The organism is Salinivibrio sp. PR919 (assembly GCF_001995355.1).
In the GTDB taxonomy this organism is placed as follows: Bacteria; Pseudomonadota; Gammaproteobacteria; order Enterobacterales; family Vibrionaceae; genus Salinivibrio; species Salinivibrio proteolyticus.
In genome coordinates, this window is the sequence record NZ_MUFL01000042.1 from 1 (window position 1) to 22,673 (window position 22,673).

Annotated in this window: 20 protein-coding genes; 8 read left to right on the forward strand and 12 right to left on the reverse strand. The window is 51.6% G+C overall.

Annotated elements, in window-relative coordinates:
• Nucleotides 1-176 precede the first annotated feature (176 nt).
• Nucleotides 177-1,010: a hypothetical protein gene (locus BZG83_RS09475; RefSeq protein ID WP_077480271.1), complete on the forward strand. Its 834-nt coding sequence runs from the start codon at nt 177-179 to the stop codon at nt 1,008-1,010.
• Between the two features lie 21 nt (nt 1,011-1,031).
• Here BZG83_RS09475 and BZG83_RS09480 read toward each other — a convergent pair whose 3' ends face one another.
• The 3 genes from BZG83_RS09480 to azu form a co-directional block, all read right to left on the reverse strand.
• Complete coding sequence (locus BZG83_RS09480) at nt 1,032-1,307, reverse strand: pyocin activator PrtN family protein (protein ID WP_077480272.1); 276 nt, start codon at nt 1,305-1,307, stop codon at nt 1,032-1,034.
• Nucleotides 1,308-1,814: 507 nt separating this feature from the next.
• Nucleotides 1,815-2,747, reverse strand: coding sequence for a glycosyl transferase family 90 (locus BZG83_RS09485; RefSeq protein WP_077480273.1), 933 nt, complete (start codon nt 2,745-2,747; stop codon nt 1,815-1,817).
• Between the two features lie 117 nt (nt 2,748-2,864).
• Entirely contained in the window at nt 2,865-3,311 is a 447-nt protein-coding gene (azu, locus tag BZG83_RS09490; RefSeq protein WP_077480274.1) for an azurin, read from the reverse strand.
• Between the two features lie 284 nt (nt 3,312-3,595).
• Here azu and zur point away from each other — a divergent pair, with 284 nt between their 5' ends.
• Together zur and BZG83_RS09500 are read left to right on the forward strand one after the other, a co-directional pair.
• On the forward strand, nt 3,596-4,039 hold the full coding sequence (gene zur / locus BZG83_RS09495) for a zinc uptake transcriptional repressor Zur (protein ID WP_069589686.1): 444 nt from the start codon (nt 3,596-3,598) through the stop codon (nt 4,037-4,039).
• 29 nt (nt 4,040-4,068) lie between these two features.
• The gene (locus BZG83_RS09500; protein ID WP_069589687.1) at nt 4,069-4,533 is read left to right on the forward strand and encodes a chemotaxis protein CheX; all 465 of its coding nucleotides are present in this window, start codon (nt 4,069-4,071) and stop codon (nt 4,531-4,533) included.
• Between the two features lie 68 nt (nt 4,534-4,601).
• On the opposite strand, the gene pgi is transcribed toward BZG83_RS09500, so the two are convergent.
• Entirely contained in the window at nt 4,602-6,257 is a 1,656-nt protein-coding gene (pgi, locus tag BZG83_RS09505) for a glucose-6-phosphate isomerase (RefSeq protein WP_077480292.1), read from the reverse strand.
• A 230-nt stretch (nt 6,258-6,487) separates the two neighbouring features.
• Between pgi and BZG83_RS09510 the strand changes: the two genes are divergently transcribed.
• Entirely contained in the window at nt 6,488-6,919 is a 432-nt protein-coding gene (locus BZG83_RS09510) for a secondary thiamine-phosphate synthase enzyme YjbQ (protein WP_077480275.1), read from the forward strand.
• Between the two features lie 9 nt (nt 6,920-6,928).
• On the opposite strand, the gene alr is transcribed toward BZG83_RS09510, so the two are convergent.
• Together alr and BZG83_RS09520 are read right to left on the reverse strand one after the other, a co-directional pair.
• Nucleotides 6,929-8,059, reverse strand: a complete 1,131-nt coding sequence (alr, locus tag BZG83_RS09515; RefSeq protein WP_077480276.1) for an alanine racemase — start codon at nt 8,057-8,059, stop codon at nt 6,929-6,931.
• Nucleotides 8,049-9,440, reverse strand: coding sequence for a replicative DNA helicase (locus BZG83_RS09520; protein ID WP_077480277.1), 1,392 nt, complete (start codon nt 9,438-9,440; stop codon nt 8,049-8,051). The genes alr and BZG83_RS09520 overlap by 11 nt, the downstream gene beginning before the upstream one ends.
• Before the next feature lie 178 nt (nt 9,441-9,618).
• On the opposite strand from BZG83_RS09520, the gene BZG83_RS09525 reads away from it, so the two are divergent.
• Nucleotides 9,619-10,380, forward strand: a complete 762-nt coding sequence (locus BZG83_RS09525) for a DUF481 domain-containing protein (protein ID WP_158074949.1) — start codon at nt 9,619-9,621, stop codon at nt 10,378-10,380.
• Nucleotides 10,381-10,452: 72 nt separating this feature from the next.
• Here the strand turns inward: BZG83_RS09525 and rplI are convergent, their stop codons facing one another.
• From rplI to rpsF, 4 genes are read right to left on the reverse strand one after another with little or no spacing between them, the layout of a single operon-like run.
• Nucleotides 10,453-10,902 carry a 50S ribosomal protein L9 gene (gene rplI, locus BZG83_RS09530; protein WP_077480279.1) on the reverse strand — a complete coding sequence of 150 codons (450 nt, stop codon included), beginning with the start codon at nt 10,900-10,902 and terminating at the stop codon, nt 10,453-10,455.
• Between the two features lie 32 nt (nt 10,903-10,934).
• Nucleotides 10,935-11,162, reverse strand: a complete 228-nt coding sequence (gene rpsR / locus BZG83_RS09535) for a 30S ribosomal protein S18 (protein ID WP_069589695.1) — start codon at nt 11,160-11,162, stop codon at nt 10,935-10,937.
• Nucleotides 11,163-11,178: 16 nt separating this feature from the next.
• Nucleotides 11,179-11,481, reverse strand: a complete 303-nt coding sequence (gene priB, locus BZG83_RS09540; RefSeq protein WP_077480280.1) for a primosomal replication protein N — start codon at nt 11,479-11,481, stop codon at nt 11,179-11,181.
• A gap of 8 nt (nt 11,482-11,489) precedes the next feature.
• The gene (rpsF, locus tag BZG83_RS09545) at nt 11,490-11,894 is read right to left on the reverse strand and encodes a 30S ribosomal protein S6 (RefSeq protein ID WP_077480281.1); all 405 of its coding nucleotides are present in this window, start codon (nt 11,892-11,894) and stop codon (nt 11,490-11,492) included.
• Between the two features lie 623 nt (nt 11,895-12,517).
• On the opposite strand from rpsF, the gene BZG83_RS09550 reads away from it, so the two are divergent.
• From BZG83_RS09550 to BZG83_RS09560, 3 genes are read left to right on the forward strand one after another with little or no spacing between them, the layout of a single operon-like run.
• A complete protein-coding gene (locus BZG83_RS09550; RefSeq protein WP_077480282.1) occupies nt 12,518-15,343 on the forward strand; it encodes a glycosyl hydrolase family 18 protein in 2,826 nt (941 codons plus the stop codon).
• Between the two features lie 52 nt (nt 15,344-15,395).
• Nucleotides 15,396-16,568 carry a lytic polysaccharide monooxygenase gene (locus BZG83_RS09555; RefSeq protein WP_077480283.1) on the forward strand — a complete coding sequence of 391 codons (1,173 nt, stop codon included), beginning with the start codon at nt 15,396-15,398 and terminating at the stop codon, nt 16,566-16,568.
• Nucleotides 16,569-16,577: 9 nt separating this feature from the next.
• Entirely contained in the window at nt 16,578-19,208 is a 2,631-nt protein-coding gene (locus tag BZG83_RS09560) for a glycosyl hydrolase family 18 protein (RefSeq protein WP_077480284.1), read from the forward strand.
• A gap of 78 nt (nt 19,209-19,286) precedes the next feature.
• On the opposite strand, the gene rlmB is transcribed toward BZG83_RS09560, so the two are convergent.
• Together rlmB and rnr are read right to left on the reverse strand one after the other, a co-directional pair.
• Nucleotides 19,287-20,021 carry a 23S rRNA (guanosine(2251)-2'-O)-methyltransferase RlmB gene (rlmB, locus tag BZG83_RS09565; RefSeq protein WP_077480285.1) on the reverse strand — a complete coding sequence of 245 codons (735 nt, stop codon included), beginning with the start codon at nt 20,019-20,021 and terminating at the stop codon, nt 19,287-19,289.
• Nucleotides 20,022-20,024: 3 nt separating this feature from the next.
• A complete protein-coding gene (rnr, locus tag BZG83_RS09570; RefSeq protein ID WP_077480286.1) occupies nt 20,025-22,520 on the reverse strand; it encodes a ribonuclease R in 2,496 nt (831 codons plus the stop codon).
• Nucleotides 22,521-22,673: the final 153 nt, after the last annotated feature.

The window sequence follows — 22,673 nt, forward strand, 5'->3', positions numbered from 1 at the left end:
TGCCAAACTGTGCATTCAAAAGGGGTAGTTAAGAAGGGGGGCCCCCTTCTTACCAGTGGACAACAACTCAGCGAAGCTGGTTGTCCTATCTGGAACACGTAGCCAGCATTAGGCGTTACGATCACGTTGTTTGCAGACGTGCCAAATAGTTTTTAATCTTAATAAAAATACACTATATGCTTAAAAACTGGACAGTAATAACCCAACCTGTTCGCCTCGCTAGTGATGGCGTCATGATGCGAGAGCGCTACCTACAAAGTCTGAAACACGCCAATCACAAACATACCGTACGCATAGTCTCCATATTTGGCTGCGCTGAAACATCCAACCGCATCGCGCTTGCTGGTGAAGAGTTTAGACTTAACCAGCAACTCCATAACCGAAAAGGGGGACGGCCTTTATCTAGCTACGCGGTTGAGTATTGTCTGACTCTTCCGAAAGGATACCGCCCGACTCCCAAGCAATGGCAAAGCGTTGTAAGAGATTGCTGTATAGCTTTAGCCAAGCATTGCAAATTGAACAAGACAGACTTCGCTCAGTACYGACAACAAATCCGGGCTGTTTTACACCAACAAGAGCAAGGCAGTAAACAAGGCAGCGGTGATCATGTCCACTTAATCATCGGTAAAGTGGTAGCGAATCGAGTTCTCAAAGAGCTTCAACAAAAAAAGGCAACAAAACTGATTAAGCAGGCTTTCAATCACTCGGTTTTAAAACATGTTGGTATTGATTACCGCAGCTATGCACCGGAAGAAAACAATAAGGGAAAACGACTTAGCGAGTGGCAATATCAGTACGAAAAAGCCCACGCCGCTTTAGAAATGGAAAAGATAATTTTGCAGATGCAGAAACAGTTCAGCAAATGGCTCATAGCCATGGAAGAAAGTGACGACAGGCAAAAGCGCCGACAAAGAAATCGTTTGATGAAAACCATTGACTCACTAGACCACAAGCTATTGTCGAAGCAGCAGACTAAACAAATGGAGAAGATAAAACTGAGAGTAGGGTAGCCTACYGGTTCACTCTATTTCTCAAGGCTGCATGCGATGCCAGTCCCTCTTGCTCTTCGCAGCCAGACGTTCTACGAATGCAGCTAGGTCATCAAAACTTACAAGCCAAGGTAGTTTTTGAGACTCTCCAAATCTAGTAACCGGAAAAGGCAATTCATTATTACGAGCTTGGCGCTTAGCTGTGCTTGGAGTAAGCCCCAGATAAAACCTCGCCACATCTTCTAGTGGGATAAACGGCTCGTGATTGTGCTTAGCTGCCAAAAGGGATTTGGTTGAGAGAGAACAAGAACTGTTCATAGGTGCTCCTAATTACTCCATAATCTCACAAAGGAATTCTATATCTCGAGTATTTAGTCGCTACTTTTCACGCCCTTCAAGCGATTTTTGATATTTCCGTTTAGGGGACGTAAGATGGGAGCTAAGGTGCTTTTCTGATAGAACTGGTAGCAACCGTCCCTTATCCGTCCCTCAACACTTCGACACCTAATCTTAAGTAGTTGTTTATTATGAAGTATAGGTCACTTATCCTCTCAATCTAGCATGGGCGCAACAGAGAAACGCTGCATCACCGTTTTTGGCGTCACATCAGGGCTGGCGGCGGTTTTGCTGGGGTTAGTCATGGTCTCGAATCTCTGCAAATTACGTTAAACGACAGTCATTTTCGACAGGCGGACGCGGATTATACACATTGCATCGGTAAGATTTAAGCAGAACCATCCCGACTGACCACGAGGCAGAAGAAAAGCACAAGCTAACAGTATGGCAGCCGTTATGATGGTTTAAACCAAACCAGCCCCTGTGCTTCTATAGCTGCTGCGAAAGCCGAAAGTATTTCTCTGCCACTAAGTAGCTGATCACTGCTTCTTTTTGTCGGTCGCGGAATTGATTTACCCACTGATGGGCATTGTGAATGATCGCTTGTGCTTCATGTGGATGAGTGAGGTAGTAGTCGATGACTGCCTCTAGGTTGGAAAAGTCTGCGTTCACCTCAGCATAGTGAACCCCGGCGATTAATTGGCCCTCCATAAACCAAGTTTCATACTCCAGCGRCGGTGAGAGGCACAGCGAGTTGGACGACAGTATCCATTTTAAATTGGTCGCAACGTCTTTCCCTTCCACACTGAGAATAAACTTATGCTGTAGCTGCGCTTGCGGTGTTAGCGGGTCTTTTCGATAGGCTTGGTCAGTCTCATTCGCGGGGCGGGTATCTCCGACATCAATGATAGGATGCGTGTAAAAGCGGCGAAGAAGTTGGCGACGCTTGTGATTAAAGCAGCGTCCACGCCATACCGCGCTATCGCGTTTTTGCCCAAACGGTACGGGATCATCAATAAATTGAAAATGGCGCACCGCATTGAGCTTGAGTAGTACGGCGTTTTGATTGTCGCCATGAATGGGACGGCTTTTTACAAAGGCTGGCGTAAGTGGCGGTTGCGTGACATCGCCATCTAAGTAATGCAAAAACAAGCCGTTGGGGAACCAGCGCATCACTCGCAATATATCTAAAAAATACACCGAGCCGTGATCTTGTCTCACTCGGCCCGTCTGATGATCGCAATATTGCTCCGACAAACAAAACGGGGCATTCAAACGGTTGTAATAACTGACACGTTGGTCGATATCAGATTGATGCTGCTGATAAATGGGCAACAGTTGCCGGCACATCCATGAGCGATACCAATCATTAGGGATCGCATTGAGTGCCAAGTTATAACTATAGTAGCGGAGTTTTTTCACCCTCTTGCTCCGTCAATCCGTCTGCGGACATCGATTTACCGCAAAGCCTAGTCGAGCAAGATGACGAGCAAATGAAATGGGCGAGAGAGCCTGTTGCCCGCTCTCTCGCGACAAGACTTATTCGATGGTGAATTTGCCTTTCATCACAGTCCAGTGGCCTGGGAAAGAGCAGAAATAGGTTAAGTCTTTGCCTTTCAGTCCTTCGGTTGAGAAGGTAATCGTGGTGCTTTCGCCGCCGCCAATCAATTTGGTATGCGCCAAGATACGATCATCGCCTTGTGGCAAGTAATCGTTATTTGGGCCGGCACCCGCGCCTTTCATGGCAATGTCTTGAAGGTTAGACGTTTCTGACAGCACCCAGTTGTGGCCCATCGAGGTCACAGGCATGGAGCCTTGGTGCTCTAGGGTTAGCGTCACTTCACTGCAGCTTGCTGGTACGGATAGCGATGTTTGATCGTAGGCCATTTTATCACCGGTGGTGACAGTTAACTCACACTCGTTGGCAACCGCTTGCGTGGAAACAGACGCGAACGCCAGTGCGGCGAGGGCTAACAGTTTTTTCATCGGTACATACTCCTATTATGGATGTAAAGGTATGTTTTTTTATGCTTGTGGCACGGTGCCATCATACGGACTCACTACAAGAAAACAGTTAGCCGATTCAAAGATCAGCAGATTGTTAACTGTTTTTATTTTGCTCAATACTGTGAGAGGTCTGATCGCGATCAAGCGATACACGTAAAGGTGTTTACAGGTGTGTGATAACGCATAGGATTAAAGACAGACAGGGTGCGCTGACCAGTGGCTATGATAAGATAACAAACTGACTGTCAGCACTTTGAGGCGCTATGACCAATACCACTGGGTTACTGCACCGCGCACAGCAGCTTTGTGAGCAGCGAGGAGTAAGGCTTACTCCACAACGTACGCGCGTTTACGAAATTATTGCCAACTACTCACGCGCCATCAGTGCCTATGAGTTGCTTGATGTGTTGCGCGAAACAGAACCACAAGCCAAACCCCCAACTGTCTATCGTGCGCTAGACTTTCTATTAGCGCAGGGGTTTGTACATAAAGTGGAGTCAACCAACAGCTACATCGCTTGTTGCCATTTGGGGCACCAAGGACATTGCTCGCAACTGTTGATTTGTGATCAATGCGGTACGGTCGAAGAGTGCCACACCGAGGAGCTGTCGGATGCATTGCGTGAAAAAGCGCAGCAAGTGGGCTTTCACGTACAACACCATGTGATTGAAACGCATGGCACATGTGCACAGTGCTTGGCTCAATAACATTGAATTGATTAGGACGGACATTCTTTATGGAAGCACAATTCGTCAACCCATTCCTGACCTCGCTGATTAACGTGCTGCAAACCATGGCACAGTTAGATATTCAGCCTGAGAAGCCTCACCTAAAGAAATCCGAGATCGCTAAAGGGGATGTTTCTGGGTTAATCGGTATGGTTGGCCCACAAACCAAAGGGTCGTTCTCAGTGACTTTTGACGAAGATATGGCGCTGGAGATCATGTTTCGCATGCTCGGTGAGCGCGCAGACTCGATCAACGAGGAAGTCACTGACATGGTGGGTGAAATCACCAATATGGTGACCGGGGGTGCCAAGCGTATTCTGTCAGAAAAAGGCTTTGAGTTTGAGATGGCCACCCCAGTGGTGGTGTCTGGTAAAGGTCATACCATCAATCACAAAAGCGATGGACCTGTGATTATTATGCCGTTTAAATCGCCCCACGGTACGGCCTTCATTGAAATCTGCTTTGATCACTAAGACGGCACACCTCGATATAAAAACGCCGCGCAATTGCGCGGCGTTTTCTCGTTTCACCGGTTAAGCGATTACGCTTGGCGCCATTGCTTAAAGGTGTTGATCAAGCCATTGGTTGAGCTGTCATGGCTGTCGATTTCGTTATTATCGTTCAGCTCTGGCAGGATGTTGTTTGCAAGCTGCTTACCTAGCTCAACGCCCCACTGATCAAAGCTGTAGATATTCCAAATCACACCCTGAGTGAAGATTTTGTGCTCGTACATCGCAATCAACGCGCCCAAAGTATATGGCGTGATTTGATTGACCAGAATAGAGTTCGTCGGACGGTTGCCCTCAAACACTTTAAACGGTGCGATCGCAGCAATTTCATCGGCTGATTTACCCGCTTTTGCTAGCTCGGCTTCCACTTGCTCTCGACCTTTACCAAATGCCAGTGCTTCGGTCTGAGCGAAGAAGTTAGCCATCAATTTAGCGTGATGATCGCCAATCGCGTTATGACTATGCACTGGGGCAATAAAGTCACATGGGATCAACTTGGTGCCTTGGTGAATCAGCTGATAAAACGCATGCTGACCATTGGTGCCCGGCTCGCCCCAGATGATTGGGCCGGTTTGATAGTCAACCGGATTACCGTTGCGGTCCACATACTTACCGTTTGATTCCATATTGCCTTGTTGGAAATAGGCAGCAAAACGGTGCATGTATTGGTCGTAAGGTAAAATAGCTTCTGATTCTGCGCCGTGGAAGTTGTTGTACCAAATACCAATCAGTGCCAACAGCACCGGCATGTTCTGCGCCATCGGTGCGGTTTTGAAGTGGTTATCCATTTGGTGCGCACCGTCAAGCAGTGCAACAAAGTTGTCGTAACCTACGCCCAAACAGATAGAAAGACCAATCGCCGACCACAATGAGTAACGGCCGCCAACCCAATCCCAGAATTCGAACATGTTGGCCGTATCAATACCAAACTCAGACACCGCTTTTGCGTTGGTAGAAAGTGCGGCAAAGTGCTTAGCCACTTGGCTTTCATCCCCTGCTGCGTTCATAAACCAGTCACGTGCTGTGTGGGCGTTGGTCATGGTTTCTTGGGTGGTGAAGGTTTTTGACGCCACCAAGAACAAGGTAGTTTCTGGATTTAGCTCTTTTAACGTTTCGGCGATATGCGTGCCATCCACGTTAGAGACAAAGTGCAGGTTCAAATGGTTTTTGTAAGCGGCAAGTGCTTCGGTCACCATGTAAGGACCAAGATCTGAGCCACCGATACCAATGTTAACCACATCTGTAATCGCTTTGCCGGTATAGCCTTTCCATTCACCGCTGATCACACGCTCGGAAAACGACTGCATCTGCGCCAGTACCGCGTTCACTTTTGGCATCACATCTTCGCCATCCACCATGATAGGTGTATTGCTGCGGTTACGCAGTGCTGTATGGAGCACGGCACGATCCTCGGTGCGGTTGATCTTCTCGCCGTCAAACATCGCGCTGATCGCGTCCGCCACGCCGGTTTCATCCGCCAGTGCCAGCAACTTGGTCAGTGTTTCTTCACTGATCAGGTTTTTGGAATAATCCAACAGAATGCTGTCTTCGAATTGGGTCGAGAAATGGGCGAATCGCTGTGGGTTGTCGGCAAAAAGATCCGCCAGTGTGTAGTCCTGTGCTTCTTCAAAGTGGGCGGTCAGTGATTGCCACGCCACGGTTTGAGTGGGATTAGTTGTCTTTAGCATCATGGTCATCCAAATCGCGTTGTGAATGCCGCTGTTAGCGTAACAGCCGGCAAGGATCCTGTAGTGTCTCAGCGTCACCACGCTGTTCGCGGTGGCAATTGGAGTAATATTACATAATCACAGCCAGATTCTCACATGCAATTGCTGTGAGAGGGTTGCGATTAATCATAGAATAGTTGGATAAGCCTTGAGCTTTTCGCTCACGACGAGGATCACAACAAGGACTGCTTATGTGGTATCAAACTGAAATTCAATTGCGCCCACGCCCGCGGGGCTTTCACCTAATTACCGACGACATTGTCTCGGCACTGCCTATCCTCGATGAGATTGATATCGGGATGGTACAGGTGTTTATCAAGCATACGTCGGCGAGTTTAACCTTGAATGAAAATGCGGACCCCACGGTGCGCCAAGATATGGAAGCGCACTTTAACCACTCAGTGCCAGAACGCGCGCCCTATTATCAGCATACCTATGAAGGCGATGATGACATGCCGGCGCACCTTAAAGCATCGTTGCTAGGCGCRAGCGTCACGGTTCCCATCAGCCAAGGTCGACTTAATCTCGGTACATRGCAAGGGATTTATCTGGGTGAGCATCGCGATCATGGCGGTACACGCACCTTGGTGGTCACTGTGCAAGGTGCGCCCCGTACCGCTTAACATCAAAAGCTACACCGCGGCGTCATCGGCCGCGTTTAAGGCGAGATATTGACGAGGCACGCGGCCGGTGACTTGGCACACTAATTCATAGCCAATGGTATCGACCAAGCGGGCAATGCGCTCAACGGGAAGCTCAGGCCCCCACAGTACCGCTTCGTCACCCACTTTATCGGTCGCATCTGGGCCCAGATCAACGGTGATCATATCCATCGATACGCGCCCAGCCAGGGGCACTTCGCGACCATTCAGCCAAACAGGGGTGCCGTCAGGTGCAGAGCGTGGATAGCCATCGCCATAACCGATGGCAATCACGCCAATCAAGGTATCGCGCGAACTGCGCCAACGCGCGCCATAGCCTACCGGCTCGCCCGCTTTCAGTTCGCGAACCGCCATCACCCGGGAAGTCAATCGCATTGCCGGTTTTAGGCCCAGCTGTTCGCCAGTCAGTTCAATTCGTGACGAAATGCCATATAAACAAATGCCGGGACGCACCCAGTCAAAATGACTTTGCGGCCAAAACAAGGTCCCCGACGAGGCTGCCAGCGACCGCTCTCCGCTTAGCCCTTCCGTTACCTGTATGAAGGTATCTATCTGTGCTTGCGTAATCGGATTATCCAGCTCGTCCGCGCAGCCAAAGTGGCTGAGAAAGCCAATGTCAGCGGCCACATTGTCGCAAGCATTAAGGGCGGCGAGTGCTTCCGGTACTTGCTCAGGCTGAAAACCTAAGCGGTGCATGCCTGAGTCGACTTTTAACCACACGGGTAACGGCTCACTTAGCGAGGCACGAGTCAGCATCGCCACTTGCTCTTTACAATGCACGGTTGCTGTCAATTGGTGAGAAACCAATAACGGCAGTTCATCCGCTTCATAAAACCCTTCCAGCAAGACGATGGGCAATTGGATCCCGGCACGACGCAACGTCAATGCTTCTTCCACCCGTGCCACACCGAAGGCATCGCTAAACGGGGCCAAGGTGGTGGCAACCGACGCGAGTCCATGCCCATAACCATCGGACTTCACCACCGTCATCACTTTACTGTGAGGCGCTTTACGGCGCATCACTTGGATGTTGTGCACCATCGCCTCGGGATCAATCAAGGCACGAGCTGCATTGGTCATGGTAGACAGATCACTCATCATCAAACGCGGGTCCTGCATAGTTATCAAATCGCGAATACTGCCCTTGGAAGGTGAGACGCACACTACCAATCGGACCGTTACGCTGTTTACCAATCAGGATTTCCGCAATCCCTTTCATCGCACTTTCTGGGTTGTAGACTTCGTCGCGGTAAATAAACATGATCAAGTCGGCATCTTGCTCAATGGCGCCCGATTCACGCAAGTCCGAGTTTACCGGGCGTTTATCCGCCCGTTGCTCCAATGAGCGGTTTAGCTGCGATAGCGCCACCACCGGCACGTTCAGCTCTTTCGCGAGCGCTTTGAGCGAGCGAGAAATCTCGGCAATTTCAAGGGTTCGGTTTTCTTGTAAACCCGGTACACGCATCAATTGCAGGTAGTCGACCATGATCATACTCAGACCGCCATGTTCACGTGCAACGCGACGGGCTCGCGAGCGCACATCGGTCGGTGTCAAACCGGAGCTGTCATCGATGTACATGTTCTTTTTCTGCATCAAGATCCCCATCGATGAGGAGATGCGCGCCCAGTCTTCATCATCAAGCTGACCGGTCCGGATCTTGGTTTGATCGACGCGCGAGAGCGAGGCCAACATGCGCATCATCAGCTGTTCAGCCGGCATCTCGAGCGAGAAGATCAACACGGGTTTTTCTTGGTCCATCGCCGCATTTTCACACAAGTTCATCGCAAAGGTGGTTTTACCCATCGATGGACGTGCCGCAACAATGATTAAGTCAGACGGCTGTAAGCCGGCGGTTTTCTTGTTCAGGTCAGTAAAGCCTGTCGATACGCCCGTGACACCATCTTGCGGTGACTTAAAGAGCTCTTCAATGCGCTCCAGTGTCCTACTCAACACCGAGTCAATATGCTGCGGCCCTTCGTTTTCACTGGTTCGAGATTCGGCAATCGCAAACACCTTGCTCTCGGCCATATCGAGCAGATCTTCCGAGCTACGCCCTTGCGTGTCATAGCCCGCATCGGCGATTTCATTGGCTACCCCAATGAGATTACGCACCATGGCACGCTCTCGCACAATATCGGCGTAAGCAATAATGTTGGCCGCACTTGGGGTGTTTTTCGCCAGCTCCGCCAAGTAAGCAAAACCACCCACATCGTCGAGCGTGCCCGCTTTTTCAAGGTGCTCAGAGAGGGTGATCAAATCTAGTGGCTTGCCTTCATCGAGCAAGGTCTTGGTCGCATCGAAAATTAATCGATGGGGGCGACTGTAAAAGTCATGGCTGACGACTTTTTCCGCAACCGCATCCCAGCGCTCGTTATCCAACATCAAGCCACCCAGCACGGACTGCTCGGCTTCAATGGAATGTGGCGGTACTTTGAGATTAGCGACTTGTTGATCTTTTGCGGGTTTACGATTGTCTGCCATAACGAACTCACCTATTACTGATGGGCGCCATTATACCCGCTGTCCTAGCGAGACGCTGCCCTGTCAGCCATTTTTTTCCAAACGCTGAATAATCACCGCGGATTTTAACCCAAATTTGACCGCTTCAATGCTGACGATCCCTATCATAGCGCGCCTGAGACAGTGTGAGGGTAAAGCCATGAAATCTGTTTATACGCCGCTTTGGATCTCACTATGTGTCGCGTGTATCAGTCCTGCCTATGCAACCGAGCAAGACGACACGTCAACGTCACCTTGGTCATCCGATATTTCCATCGGTTATCAACGTCTGGGCGGCAATGCCGATTCACAAACGATCAACAGTGAGTTAAACGGCCAATACCAAGTCGAACAATATAGTTATCAAGCCAGCGTCAGTCTGCTGCAGGTTGAAAAAGACGGCGAAGAGGACAAACGCAAAACGGAGTTCGAATCCCAAGCCAATATGAAGCTTAGCGCGCAAAGCTATGCGCTGCTGAACGCCACGTACGTCGCTGACCGTTATGGTCCTTACTTTGACGACTTTATGCTCGCAACCGGTCTTGGCTACCAATGGATAGAGCGTGATGCATTGAGTGTCAGCACAGAGATAGGTCCCGGCTTTCGTTACCAACGGCCAAATTTGGACGAAATTGATGACGATGATCTGATCATGCCCTATTCGGTCAGTGAGCCAGTCGTCCGCGCCCAAGCCAAATGGCAGTGGCGGTTTTTAGATAATGCCAGTATCGAGGGACKCACACAGGTTGTGTCTGGGGAAAGCAATACCAGCGTGGAAGGCGTGTTGTCGCTAGCTACCACGATTACCGAAAAGCTCTCGATTAAGCTGACGGGAAAACAAAACTACATGAGTGAAGTACCGCCGGGGCTGAAGCACCAAGACAGTGTGTTCACGGTTGGATTACGATATCAGTGGCTTTAGCGGTTATCTGTTCACAGGCATAAAAAAAGCCAGCCTTATCGGCTGGCTCTTTCACAAACATTGTCTTGGCAATTACGCAGCAACAACGTTCACTTTTACGGTTGCGAACACGTCAGAGTGCAGTTGCACGCTGATTTCGTACTCACCAGTGTTGCGCAGCGCGCCTTCTGGTAGACGAACTTCGCTCTTCGCGATTTCAACGCCTGCTGCAGTTACAGCGTCAGCGATGTCACGAGTACCGATAGAACCGAACAGCTTGCCTTCGTCGCCCGCTTTAGAGGCGATCTCAACCGCTTCTAGCGCTTCAACTTTCTCAGCACGCGCTTGAGCGGCAGCCAGTTGCTCAGCAACTTTTGCTTCTAGCTCAGCACGACGTGCTTCGAAGTGTTCGATGTTGGTTTTGGTTGCCATAACAGCCTTACCTTGTGGGATAAGGAAGTTACGCGCGTAACCAGACTTAACAGTTACCTGATCACCTAGGCCACCCAGGTTACCGATTTTATCAAGTAGAATAACTTGCATTCTTCAATCCTCTCTAACGTGGACAGTTCCGATTACTGATGCTTGTCAGTGTACGGCAGCAGGGCCAGGTAACGAGCGCGCTTGATAGCACGAGCCAGTTGACGCTGGTACTTAGCACGAGTACCAGTGATACGGCTAGGTACAATCTTACCAGATTCGGTAATGTAGTTTTTTAGAGTCGCTACATCTTTGTAGTCGATCTCTTGTACGCCTTCTGCAGTGAAACGGCAGAATTTACGACGACGGAAGAAACGTGCCATGGGCTTATCTCCTGATCTAAATGTCTATAATGTGGTCAGCATGCAATACCAATTTTCCCTCGCCTTGTCGGCTGGTCTGGTAAGCGAGAAAACCGCTTACCTTGATATGGCTGCCTAAAGCTAAATTGTGAGTTTGTTGTGTTGACCCTTGCCCGCTTACCACCACCGGCAGACGACAATACACCTGACGGGAAAGGTTCGCTTCGAGTTGCGTGGAACGATGCTCTAACACAAAGTGGCAGTGCGGGATCCCTGCAGGGCTCTGGCGGTGGACCGGAGCTTTACTGATAACACCAGTAAGTTCCAATCGATTGGTCATCACAGCGATTACTCAGCAGCGCTCTCGCCTTCAGCTTTCGCTTCTGCACGCTCTTCGCGCTCAGGACGATCTTCACGCTTAGCAGTACGCTCTTCTTTAGCCTTCATCATGACAGATGGCTCAGTGATAGCGTCTTTAGTACGCATGATCATGTTACGGATCACAGCGTCGTTGAAGCGGAACGTGCTTTCTAGCTCGTCAATCACAGATTGCTCAGCTTCTACGTTCATCAGAACATAGTGTGCTTTGTGCAGTTTGTTGATTGGGTAAGCCAGTTGACGACGGCCCCAGTCTTCTAGACGGTGGATTTGACCACCCGCATCTTTGATAGACGCAGTGTAACGCTCGATCATGCCAGCAACTTGCTCGCTCTGATCAGGGTGCACCATGAATACGATTTCGTAATGACGCATTGAGTTGCTCCTTACGGATTAATCAGCTTCCACAATTGGCCCGGTCGTCCAGCGGAAGCAAGGAACGAAAAATAAAAGACCGAGAATCAGGCGCGAGATAGTACAGAATTGCATCGCCATAAGCAAACAGATTTTACGTTAATTTACTCACCTTCTGCCACCGTGTTGCCCGCACATCACTATATGATGCTCTCTTCAAACAACACGCTTTCTTTAATCCTTACCCCCACAACTCCCAGCATCTATTACCACGAAATAGACAACACACTTAATTCGCTTAAAACAGAAACCTACTAATAACATCCTCCGTGACACTGGCCTCAAAATTTGACCAGTAGCAAAAAAATTAAGAAATCAAGCCTGCAAATTGTCAGGATTGGTCAAACTTCAAGCAATGTCACGCTATTGATGCACTTTTTTTTTGTGAATAATTAATTTCTGAACCCACGCTCAAATTATTGTACTTCCGCCTCCATTTCTTGGCATCAATTGCCCAACATAGCGGTTTTATTGCCTACTGTTGATATTTAAATCATCTAAACACGCAGTAGACGCAGGATAAGGGCACATAAATTTCCTACCTGCACTGATGAGATTCGCTTCAAAAATTTTGGGAGCAAAATATGAAATTAATGACGCCATCGCGTGCCGTCGCGCTAGGTTTGGCGGGGCTCGCGTTAACTAGCCCCAGTGTGCACGCTGCAGTTGATTGCCAGCCACTGCCCGATTGGCAGAATGGCAATACCTACACCAAAGGGGATCAAGTTAAAGCGGACGATACCGCCTATGAGGCAAGGTGGTGGACGCAAGCCGATCCTGCCACTCAGTCTGGCGAGTGGAAAGCATGGAAAATCCTCGGCCAGTGCGCGGGCAGCGTTAACCAAGCCCCTACCGCAACCTTAACCGTGTCACCGTCTGGACCCGTTGAGGTTGGCGACACACTCACCTTCACCCTCGCCGGAACAGACACGGATGGCACAGTGACCTCATTCGTGCTTTCACAAGGCGACACTGTCTTATATGAAGGTGCAGAAGCGACTTCCATCGGCTGGCAAGCCGAACAAACGGGTCGTTTTACCTTTACTCTCACCGTGACTGACGACAAAGGCGCCACCGATACCCAAACATTGCAACAGGTGGTGGGTGATGACCAAACCGGCGGCGATGAGTATGCCTGTCGTCCGGCTGGTTTATACACCACCCCAGATGTCGACGTGCCATATTGTTCGGTGTATGACGAGAACGGCCTTGAAGACATGGGCGCCGATCACCCTCGCCGTGTTATCGGCTATTTCACCAGCTGGCGAAACGGTACCAACGGCCAGCCCGCTTATTTAGTCAGTGATATTCCTTGGGACAAGATCACCCACATTAATTACGCCTTTGCTCACGTCAACGCGGACAACCAATTGTCTATCGGCGATCCCAATGCACCCGATAATCCAGCAACCCAGATGACCTGGCCGGGCGTGGCCGGCGCAGAGATGGATCCAACCCTGCCGTACAAAGGTCACTTTAACTTGCTCAACAAGTATAAAAAGCAGCACCCCGACGTGAAAACGCTGATCTCCGTGGGTGGCTGGGCCGAAACCGGGGGCTACTTCGGTGAAAACGGCGAGCGCATCGACAGTGGCGGTTTCTACACCATGACCACCAATGCCGATGGCAGCGTCAACCAAGCTGGCATTAAAGCTTTCACCGACAGTGCCGTCGCCTTCTTGCGCCAGTATGGCTTTGATGGTCTAGACATTGATTATGAATACCCATCGTCAATGAAAGACTCAGGCCACCCTGACGATTTCGAGTACTCCAACCCACGTCGTGCGCACTTGAATAAATCCTATCAAGTATTGATGAAGTCGCTGCGTGAAGCGCTCGATAAAGCCAGTGCACAAGATGGCAAGCACTATATGCTGACCATTGCCGCACCGTCGTCGGGTTACTTATTGCGCGGGATGGAAACCTTCCAAACCACCCAATACTTAGATTACGTCAACATCATGAGCTATGACCTACATGGGGCATGGAATGATCATGTTGGCCATCAAGCGCCGCTATACGACACCGGCGAAGACTCAGAGCTTAAACAGTGGAATGTTTACCAAACCCCTGAGTTCGAGGGAATTGGTTATTTAAATACCGACTGGGCAGCAACCTATTTTATGGGCGGTATGTCACCCGGCCGCATCAATATCGGTATCCCATATTACACCCGCGGCTTTAAAGACGTACAAGGCGGCGATAAAGGCCTTTGGGGACGCGCGCCACTGCCAAACCAAAGTGAGTGCCCAGCCGGCACCGGTGTCGGTGAGAAAAACAAATGCGGCAACGGTGCAATCGGCATTGATAACCTTTGGCATGATGTGGACGAGCTCGGCAACGAAGTGCCTGCTGGCTCCAACCCTTTATGGCATGTGAAAAACCTGCTCGACGGCAAACTACCGGCCTACGCCGCGGAGTACGGACTCGATCCTGAGCAAGATCCTAGCGACCGTCTCACCGGTAACTATCAACGTTATTACGATGACATCGCCAAAGCGCCGTGGGTTTGGAACGAAGAAAAACGCGTATTCCTATCGATGGAAGATGAAACCTCGATGGCCGAAAAGGTCGACTACGTGATCAATAAAGGTCTAGGCGGGGTGATGTTCTGGGAGCTGGCGGGGGATTATCGCTATGATGATCAGCGTCAAGCCTACTTTATGGGCGATACCCTGACTTCGCTGGCGTACCAAACCTTTAAGCAAGCTGGCAGCGACTACTCACTGCAACGTGGCGATACCAACTTCCAAGTGCCAAGCGAGCAAGTGGATGTCACCTTTGACGCGCTGAACTTCCCAGTGGGCGATGACAACTATCCTATTCGCCCCACGTTCCGCTTTACCAACCACTCGGATCTGGACTTATCGGGCGCCACCATCAGCTTTGATGTGCCCGTGTCTACCTCGGCCATTTTTAAATCTGACTGGAACGCTCAGAAAAAGCTACGCATGGAAGTGGTCCGTGATAGCAGCAACGCCAGTGGCAACAACATCGGCGGGTTTGATGCTACGCACCATCGCTTTGCCATCACCCTGATTAACGAATGGGGCGGCATTGAGCAAAGCTTTAAGCCCGGTGAAACCTTGGATGCTCAGGTGATGTACTACATGCCGATCACCAACCCGACCAATATCACAATTGAAAAAGATGGCCAGCGCTATGCGGTGAAGCAGGAGTATCCAAGCCTTCCGCCTGCGCTACCCGGTAGCACCAGTCAAAGTGGCGGAGAGTCTCAGTGTCCCGGCGTCGATGTTGCCAGCCTGAGTACCTATCCCAACTGGCCTAACGGGGGCAACCATGCCAGCGGTGGCGACCAACTTATCTACCAAGAGGCGGTATGGGAAGCCAAGTGGTGGACCCAAGCGGCACCCGGTGGTCAAGCTTGGCGCCAAGTCTGCAGCCTCTAATCCATTTCTGGTCTTGAATGCGGGGGCTGCGTGCCCCCGTTAAGGAGTCGTTATGTTCAAGTCTTCGTTCACACAGTTTTCCTGCCGTACCGCCGTGGCCCTTGCGCTGGTCGCAAGCAGTTCACAGGTGATGGCACATGGCTATTTAGACAGCCCCAAAGCACGCCAAGCGATTTGCCATGAGCAAGGGGGCTATTGGTGGCCTTCAGATGGGTCACGTATTCCCAATGCTGCCTGTCGCGCTGCGTTCTTAGAGTCGGGGCACTACCCATTTGTGCAACACCACGAATCAGCGCAATTGGTGGCGGATTACCGCAATATGGATGCGGTGAAAGCGGCCGTGACCGATGGCAACTTATGTGGTGCCGGCGATCCCAATAAAGCCGGGATCAGTTTGCCCTCACCGGATTGGCAACGGACCGAAGTCACCCCAGATGGCAATGGCCAAATTGACGTACGTTTTCGCGCCACCACACCGCACAACCCAAGCTATTGGGAAATTTATCTCACCAAGCCAGACTACAACGGCGCGACCGATGCGCTGACGTGGGATGATCTCGAGAAGATCGACACCTTTGGCGATCTGCCCATTGTGATCGGCGATGACGGAAACCGTTATTACGAGATGACCGTGACCCTGCCCGCCGATCGTCAAGGTGACGCCATTCTCTATAGCCGTTGGCAACGCATTGATCCGGCCGGTGAAGGCTTCTACAACTGTGCCGACATCACTATCACCCCCAGTCAGACAGCGCCAGCCCAATGGCACGAGCTGGGCTACTTTGTCCCACATCCACAAATGGCAGCTTTGGGCGATCGCGTACGTGCCCGCTTGCACAACCGCCAAGGCCAAGAAGTGGTAGATGTCACACTCACATTGACGGACCAAAATGTGGCGAATTGGCCACAAGCGCTGGCCAGCCTTATCGAACAACAGGCTAACGAGCCCTTACGTATCGGGGTGATGCGCCACGGTGAGATCCAGTTTAATGCCGATGACGTGGTGCAAAACCAAGTCTTTAGCCATCACGATAGCTATAGCTTCAACCTGTCGGTGATCCCGGCTACCGACGAACCCACCAGCAACCTGCCCGCGTGGAGCGCTTCTGAGGTCTATGTGGCCAAGGATCGCGTGCGCTACGGCGACAACATCTACCAAGCAAAATGGTGGACACGAAACGAGCAACCCGGCGCTGCCCTTGTTTGGCAACGCGTGACACAATAAGGAGCAAACATGAAGCCAATGACCCTACTCTCTCTGGCGATTGCTGGGGCACTGGGTGCCAGCCACGCCGTGGCGGCCCCCTCAACCCCAAGTTTGGACTGGAAGCCACAAAACTATTCTTTTGTTGAAGTCGACGAATATGGCCGCGGATCGTACAAAGATCTGGTGCAACGCGTGGATGAAGTCCAAATTGAAATTAAATGGAATGCCTGGTCCGGTGATGGTGGTGATAGCTACAAGGTGTACTTTGACGATCAGGTCGTTAATCAAGGCACCTTACCGGCAGGAACCAAATCTGGCGTTGTCACTTTCCCCTATGACAAAGGAGGCCGCCACCAGCTTAAACTCGCCTTGTGTGAAGGTGGCGTGGATGGCCAGTGCGCGACCAGTGCCGCCAAACCCATCGTGATCGCAGACACCGACGGCGTGCACCTTGACCCACTGCCGATGAATGTCGACCCGAACAACAATGACTACCCCAAACAGCCTGATACCGTGGTGGGGGCATACTTTGTCGAATGGGGCATTTATGGTCGTAACTTCGATGTCAGTCAGGTGCCCGCGGGGAATCTCACCCACATCTTATATGGCTTTATCCCCATTTGTGGCCCCAATGAGTCATTGGGCGACATCGAAAATGGCAACAGCTTGCGCGCACTAGAGCTCGCCTGCCAAGGCTCAAAAGACTATGAAGTGGTGATCCATGACCCTTGGGCGGCGATTCAGAAAAAACTGCCCGGCACACCAGCTAAAGATCCGATTGGTGGCACTTATGCGCAAATGATGGCGCTCAAGCAGCGCTACCCGGATCTGAAAATTCTCCCATCTGTGGGCGGCTGGACCCTATCAGACCCCTTCTATGATTTCACCGACAAAGCCAACCGTGACGTCTTTGTTGCCTCGATGAAAGAGTTCCTACAAACCTGGAAGTTCTATGATGGGGTCGACATTGACTGGGAGTACCCAGGCGGTGGCGGTGCCAATCCAGATTTAGGCAATCCAGATAAAGATAGCCAAGCCTACGCGGCCTTAATGCGTGAGCTGCGCGCGATGTTGGATGAGCTCGAGGCCGACACGGGCCGTGAGTACCAACTCACCTCGGCCGTCGGGGCCGGTTATGACAAGATCGCCAACGTCGATTACAGCGCCAGCGCGCCGTACATGGATTATATCTTTGCCATGACCTACGACTTTTTCGGCGCATGGAATAATGTCACCGGTCACCAAACCGCCCTTTACTGCGGCAGCCATATGAGTGCCGATGAATGTGATGGTACTGGCGTCGATGATAACGGCGAGCCCCGCAAAGGCCCTGCCTACACGCTCGATAATGGCGTGCAATTACTGCTAGAAAGCGGCGTACCACCGGAAAAAATGGTGATTGGTACCGCGATGTACGGCCGTGGCTGGGAAGGCGTTTTCCCTGCCAATGCGACCGATCCTAGCAACCCGATGACCGCACCCGGTAACGGCCCGATCAAAGGCAGCACCGCAGACGGTATTTGGGAAGCCGGTGTGATTGACTACAAAGGCATCGTCAAATCCATGCTCGGCAGCGCGGGGAACGGTATCAATGGCTTCCAACCCGGTTATGATGAGCAAGCCGAAGCGGCTTATGTTTGGAACCCAGACAACGGTAAGCTCGTCACTTATGACAACCCACGCTCGGTCAAAGCCAAAGGCCAGTATGTGCGCAATCACAACTTCGCCGGTTTGTTTGCTTGGGAAATCGATGCCGACAATGGCGATATCCTCAATGCGATGCACGAGGGATTAGCACAGGATGGTCAACCACCCGTCAATAATGCTCCTACCGTCACCCTTGCGCAGCAAAGCTATACGCTGGCGCCCGGAGCGTCGTTAACCATTGCCGCCAATGGGCGTGATCGGGATGGCGATGCCCTGACCTATCGCTGGCAAGGCGATGCGGCGTTGGCTCTGACCAATAGCGACACGGATTCGGTCACAGTGACCGCCCCCGATGTGAGCACCAGCACCGACTATTCCCTGTCAGTGACGGTATCGGATGGTCAAGCCAATGCGGAGGCCAACACCATCATTAAGGTAGTGGTACCGGGTGAAAACCAAGCCCCTACCGTGGCACCTATCGCCCCTGTTAGCCTGAAAAGCGGTGAGCAAACCAGCGTGACGATTGAGGCAAACGATCCAGATGGCGATACACTCAGCTACACCTACCGTGCATCTGGCGATCTGGCCGTTTCTGGCACCGGTGATCAGGTCACGCTGACCGCGCCCACCGTGACGGAGAATCGCGACTATGTGGTCACAGTCGAGGTCAGCGATGGCGACAAAACCACGCAAGCGCAATTCACAGTAACCGTGACGCCGGCCAGTGGCTTACCAACGTGGGATGAAAACACCGTGTACGTCGGCGGCGATCGTGTCCTATATCAAGGGGTTGAGTATCGCGCCAAGTGGTGGACCAAAGGCCAGCGCCCAGACCAAGGCGACCCATGGGAACGCGTCGGGGATAGCCAAGCCAACCAAAGCAGTGAATGGCAAGCGACCGTCGCTTATTCCGGTGGCGATGAAGTTGAATATAACAACCAACGCTACCAAGCCAAGTGGTGGACGCAAGGCGACAAACCCGGCAGCGCCGCGGTCTGGCAATTACTGTAACGGTTTTTCACTTCCCAAAATGACAAAACGCCCCAAGCTGGGGCGTTTTTCTTCAACGGTGAACAAGAGACACTGCAGTTAACGACGCTGACGCACCGCTTCATACAAGCAAACGCCAGTCGCCACGGACACATTCAAGCTCGACACACTGCCCGCCATCGGAATCCGGATCAGCTCATCACAGGTTTCACGCGTCAAACGGCGCATGCCATCTCCTTCTGCGCCCATCACTAAGGCGAGCGGCCCCACCAATTTGGTGTCGTAAACATCATGATCGGCTTCACCCGCCGTACCCACAAACCACACGCCCTGCTCTTTGAGCGCACGCATGGTTCGCGCTAAGTTGGTGACGCGCACTAAAGGCACGACTTCAGCGGCGCCACAGGCCACTTTTCGCGCCGTGGCATTAAGCTGAGCGGATTTGTCTTTCGGGACAATCACCGCACTCACTCCGGCTGCATCGGCGGTGCGTAGGCACGCCCCCAAGTTGTGGGGGTCAGTTACCCCATCAAGCACCAGCAGCAAGGGGGTCTCGGTGTTGGCGAGGATCGCCTCCAAGTCATTTTCGTTATACTGACGGCCCGCTTTGACACGTGCCACTATCCCTTGGTGCGACGCACCTTGGGTTTTGTCGTCTAAGGCTTTGCGGCCAACTTGCTGAATACTGATCCCCAGCATCGCTAATTCGTTTAGTACAGGCACTAAGCGTTCGTCTTGACGGCCTTTTAGCACCATCACGTCAATAAAGCGAGATGGATCAGTCGCAAGCACGGCTTGGACGGCATGAATGCCGTAAATGGTTTCATTACTCATGGGTTACTTCTTTTTCTTGACCGCTTTAGGTTTTTGCTTCTTCGCCTTTTTCTTGCGTGCTTTTTCCGCAGGCGACTTACCTTTGCCCTTCTTGCCTTTTTTCTCTGCAGGGGCCTTGTCTTCTTCAATGCTTGGCACGGCGCCACGTTTCAGTTGCTGACGCACGGACATTCGCTCGCGACGGGCTTGTGGGTCTTTATTCGACTCCGCACGGCCTTTCTTGCGTTTGTCACGGGCTGTTTTCCCCGGACGACGGGCTTTGCGCTCAGAGCCTACCAGCTCAAAGTCGATTTGTCGCTCATCCAAGTTAACGGATAAGACTTTCACGGTCACCTGATCGCCGAGTCGGAACACACGTCCCGAGCCTTCACCGACCAAGCGTTGACCCACCATATCAAAGCGATAGTAATCATTATCGAGGTTGGAAATATGGACCAAACCATCGATATGTAGCTCATTGAGGCGAACAAAGAGGCCAAAACCAGTGACATTAGCGATCACGCCTTCCAGCTCATCACCAACGTGATCTTGCATGTATTCGCACTTAAGCCAATCAGCCACATCACGGGTAGCATCATCAGCACGGCGTTCGGTTTTCGAACACTGCTCGCCGAGCACATCCATATCGTCAAATGAGTAGTGGTAGCCACCGGTCGGGGTCCAACGGTCTTGGTTTTTACCCGCTTGTTTGGCAATCAAATATTTGAGTGCACGGTGCAACAGCAAATCCGGATAGCGACGAATAGGCGAGGTAAAGTGTGCGTATTGCTTGAGCGCCAAACCGAAGTGGCCTTGGTTATCCGCTTGATACACCGCTTGCTTCATCGAGCGGAGCAACATGGTTTGGATCAGCTCACTGTCAGCGCGACCATGCACCAAATGCATCAGTGCCGCGTAGTCTTTCGGCGTCGGCTCAAGGCCGCCGCTGAGACTCAAGCCTAACTCGCCTAAGAAATCTTTAAAGCCACTGAGGCGCTCTTCGCCCGGCGCTTCGTGGACACGATAAAGCGCAGGCTCTTTGTGTTTTTCCACAAAGCGTGCCGACGCGATATTGGCCAAGATCATACACTCTTCGATGATCTTGTGCGCATCGTTGCGCTCCACCGGCACAATACGGTCAATTTTACGCTGTGCGTTGAAAATAAACTGGGTTTCCACCGTCTCGAACTCAATCGCCCCGCGTTGTTGGCGCGCCTCACTGAGCACTTTGTACATATCGTGCAGGGTCTCTAAGTGCGGGACCAGAGAACGGTAGCGCTCACGCAACTCCTCATCGCCTTCAAGGATATGAGATACCTTGGTATAGGTCAGACGCGCGTGGGAATTCATCACCGCTTCGTAATGCTTGTAGCCAGATAGCGCCCCTGATTCAGAAATCGTCATCTCACACACCATACACAAGCGGTCGACTTGCGGGTTCAGCGAGCATAAGCCATTAGAAAGCACTTCCGGCAACATGGGCACGACTTGGTTAGGGAAGTAGACAGAGTTACCGCGGTTTTGCGCTTCTTTATCCAACGCCGAATCAGGTCGCACATAGTAGCTGACATCAGCAATCGCTACCCACAGACGCCAGCCGCCCGAGCGTTTACGTTCGCAATAGACCGCATCATCAAAGTCGCGGGCATCTTCACCATCGATGGTCACCAGTGGCAAATCACGCAGATCGACACGGCCCTCTTTGGCTTTTTCTGGTACTTCCTCACTCAAGCTTTTCACTTGCTTGAGCACGGCATCCGGCCATTGATGGGGAATATCGTGGGTGCGCATCGCAATTTCGATTTCCATGCCAGGCGCCATGTTCTCGCCCAGCACTTCAACAATCTTACCGACAGGATTGGTTTGTCGGGTCGGGCGCTGCATGATCTCGACCACCACCACATTGCCCATACGCGCACCTTGGGTTTGCTCTTTGTCGATCACGATGTCTTGACCAAGACGGCTATCATCGGGCACGACAAAGCCCATGCCATCTTCCACAAAGTAACGACCCACGATCTGACCTTGGCGCGCCTCAAGTACGCGCACTACACGGGCTTCTTTGCGGCCACGCTTATCGGTGCCGACACCTTGTGCCAAAATCACATCACCGTGCATCACACTACGCATTTGATGATGCGGTAACATCCAATCATCGTGATTGCCTTTGCCTTCTGGGCGTAGAAAGCCAAAGCCGTCTCGGTGACCGATGACAGTGCCTTTGACCAAATCTAACCGCTCAGGTAAGGCGTAGCACTGACGACGGGTAAACACCAATTGGCCATCACGCTCCATGGCGCGCAGGCGTCGACGTAAGCCTTCATACTGTTCATCACCGGCGAGCCCCAAGTGTGCGAACAGATTGTCTCGACTTACCGGCGCTTTAAAGCTGCGTACAACCTCGAGCAGGTGTTCACGGCTAGGGACGGGATTGTCATATTTTTCTGCTTCACGAGCTTGGTGCGGATCGGCCGCAATGCCTGTGGGCGTATTTTTTGTCGAACCTGTGTCTTGCGACATAGACCTTTTCCTATTGGCGTATGTTGATTTCATTATATCTGTTAACTGACGCTAATGCGCCGCGATGATCGCAGTTTGACGTTTTGTTTCAGCGTCTTGCTTGTAAACAACGAGAGGAATATGGCGCAGACACCATATCGAATCAGATTGGAA

Excerpts from the sequence above, each read along its gene's own strand:
- BZG83_RS09480 (WP_077480272.1), bottom strand. The coding sequence starts at position 1,307 with ATGAACAGTTCTTGTTCTCTCTCAACCAAATCCCTTTTGGCAGCTAAG.
- azu (WP_077480274.1), bottom strand. The coding sequence starts at position 3,311 with ATGAAAAAACTGTTAGCCCTCGCCGCACTGGCGTTCGCGTCTGTTTCC.
- zur (WP_069589686.1), top strand. The coding sequence starts at position 3,596 with ATGACCAATACCACTGGGTTACTGCACCGCGCACAGCAGCTTTGTGAG.
- BZG83_RS09500 (WP_069589687.1), top strand. The coding sequence starts at position 4,069 with ATGGAAGCACAATTCGTCAACCCATTCCTGACCTCGCTGATTAACGTG.
- pgi (WP_077480292.1), bottom strand. The coding sequence starts at position 6,257 with ATGCTAAAGACAACTAATCCCACTCAAACCGTGGCGTGGCAATCACTG.
- alr (WP_077480276.1), bottom strand. The coding sequence starts at position 8,059 with ATGATGAGTGATCTGTCTACCATGACCAATGCAGCTCGTGCCTTGATT.
- BZG83_RS09520 (WP_077480277.1), bottom strand. The coding sequence starts at position 9,440 with ATGGCAGACAATCGTAAACCCGCAAAAGATCAACAAGTCGCTAATCTC.
- rplI (WP_077480279.1), bottom strand. The coding sequence starts at position 10,902 with ATGCAAGTTATTCTACTTGATAAAATCGGTAACCTGGGTGGCCTAGGT.
- rpsR (WP_069589695.1), bottom strand. The coding sequence starts at position 11,162 with ATGGCACGTTTCTTCCGTCGTCGTAAATTCTGCCGTTTCACTGCAGAA.
- priB (WP_077480280.1), bottom strand. The coding sequence starts at position 11,481 with ATGACCAATCGATTGGAACTTACTGGTGTTATCAGTAAAGCTCCGGTC.
- rpsF (WP_077480281.1), bottom strand. The coding sequence starts at position 11,894 with ATGCGTCATTACGAAATCGTATTCATGGTGCACCCTGATCAGAGCGAG.
- BZG83_RS09550 (WP_077480282.1), top strand. The coding sequence starts at position 12,518 with ATGAAATTAATGACGCCATCGCGTGCCGTCGCGCTAGGTTTGGCGGGG.
- BZG83_RS09555 (WP_077480283.1), top strand. The coding sequence starts at position 15,396 with ATGTTCAAGTCTTCGTTCACACAGTTTTCCTGCCGTACCGCCGTGGCC.
- BZG83_RS09560 (WP_077480284.1), top strand. The coding sequence starts at position 16,578 with ATGAAGCCAATGACCCTACTCTCTCTGGCGATTGCTGGGGCACTGGGT.
- rlmB (WP_077480285.1), bottom strand. The coding sequence starts at position 20,021 with ATGAGTAATGAAACCATTTACGGCATTCATGCCGTCCAAGCCGTGCTT.
- rnr (WP_077480286.1), bottom strand. The coding sequence starts at position 22,520 with ATGTCGCAAGACACAGGTTCGACAAAAAATACGCCCACAGGCATTGCG.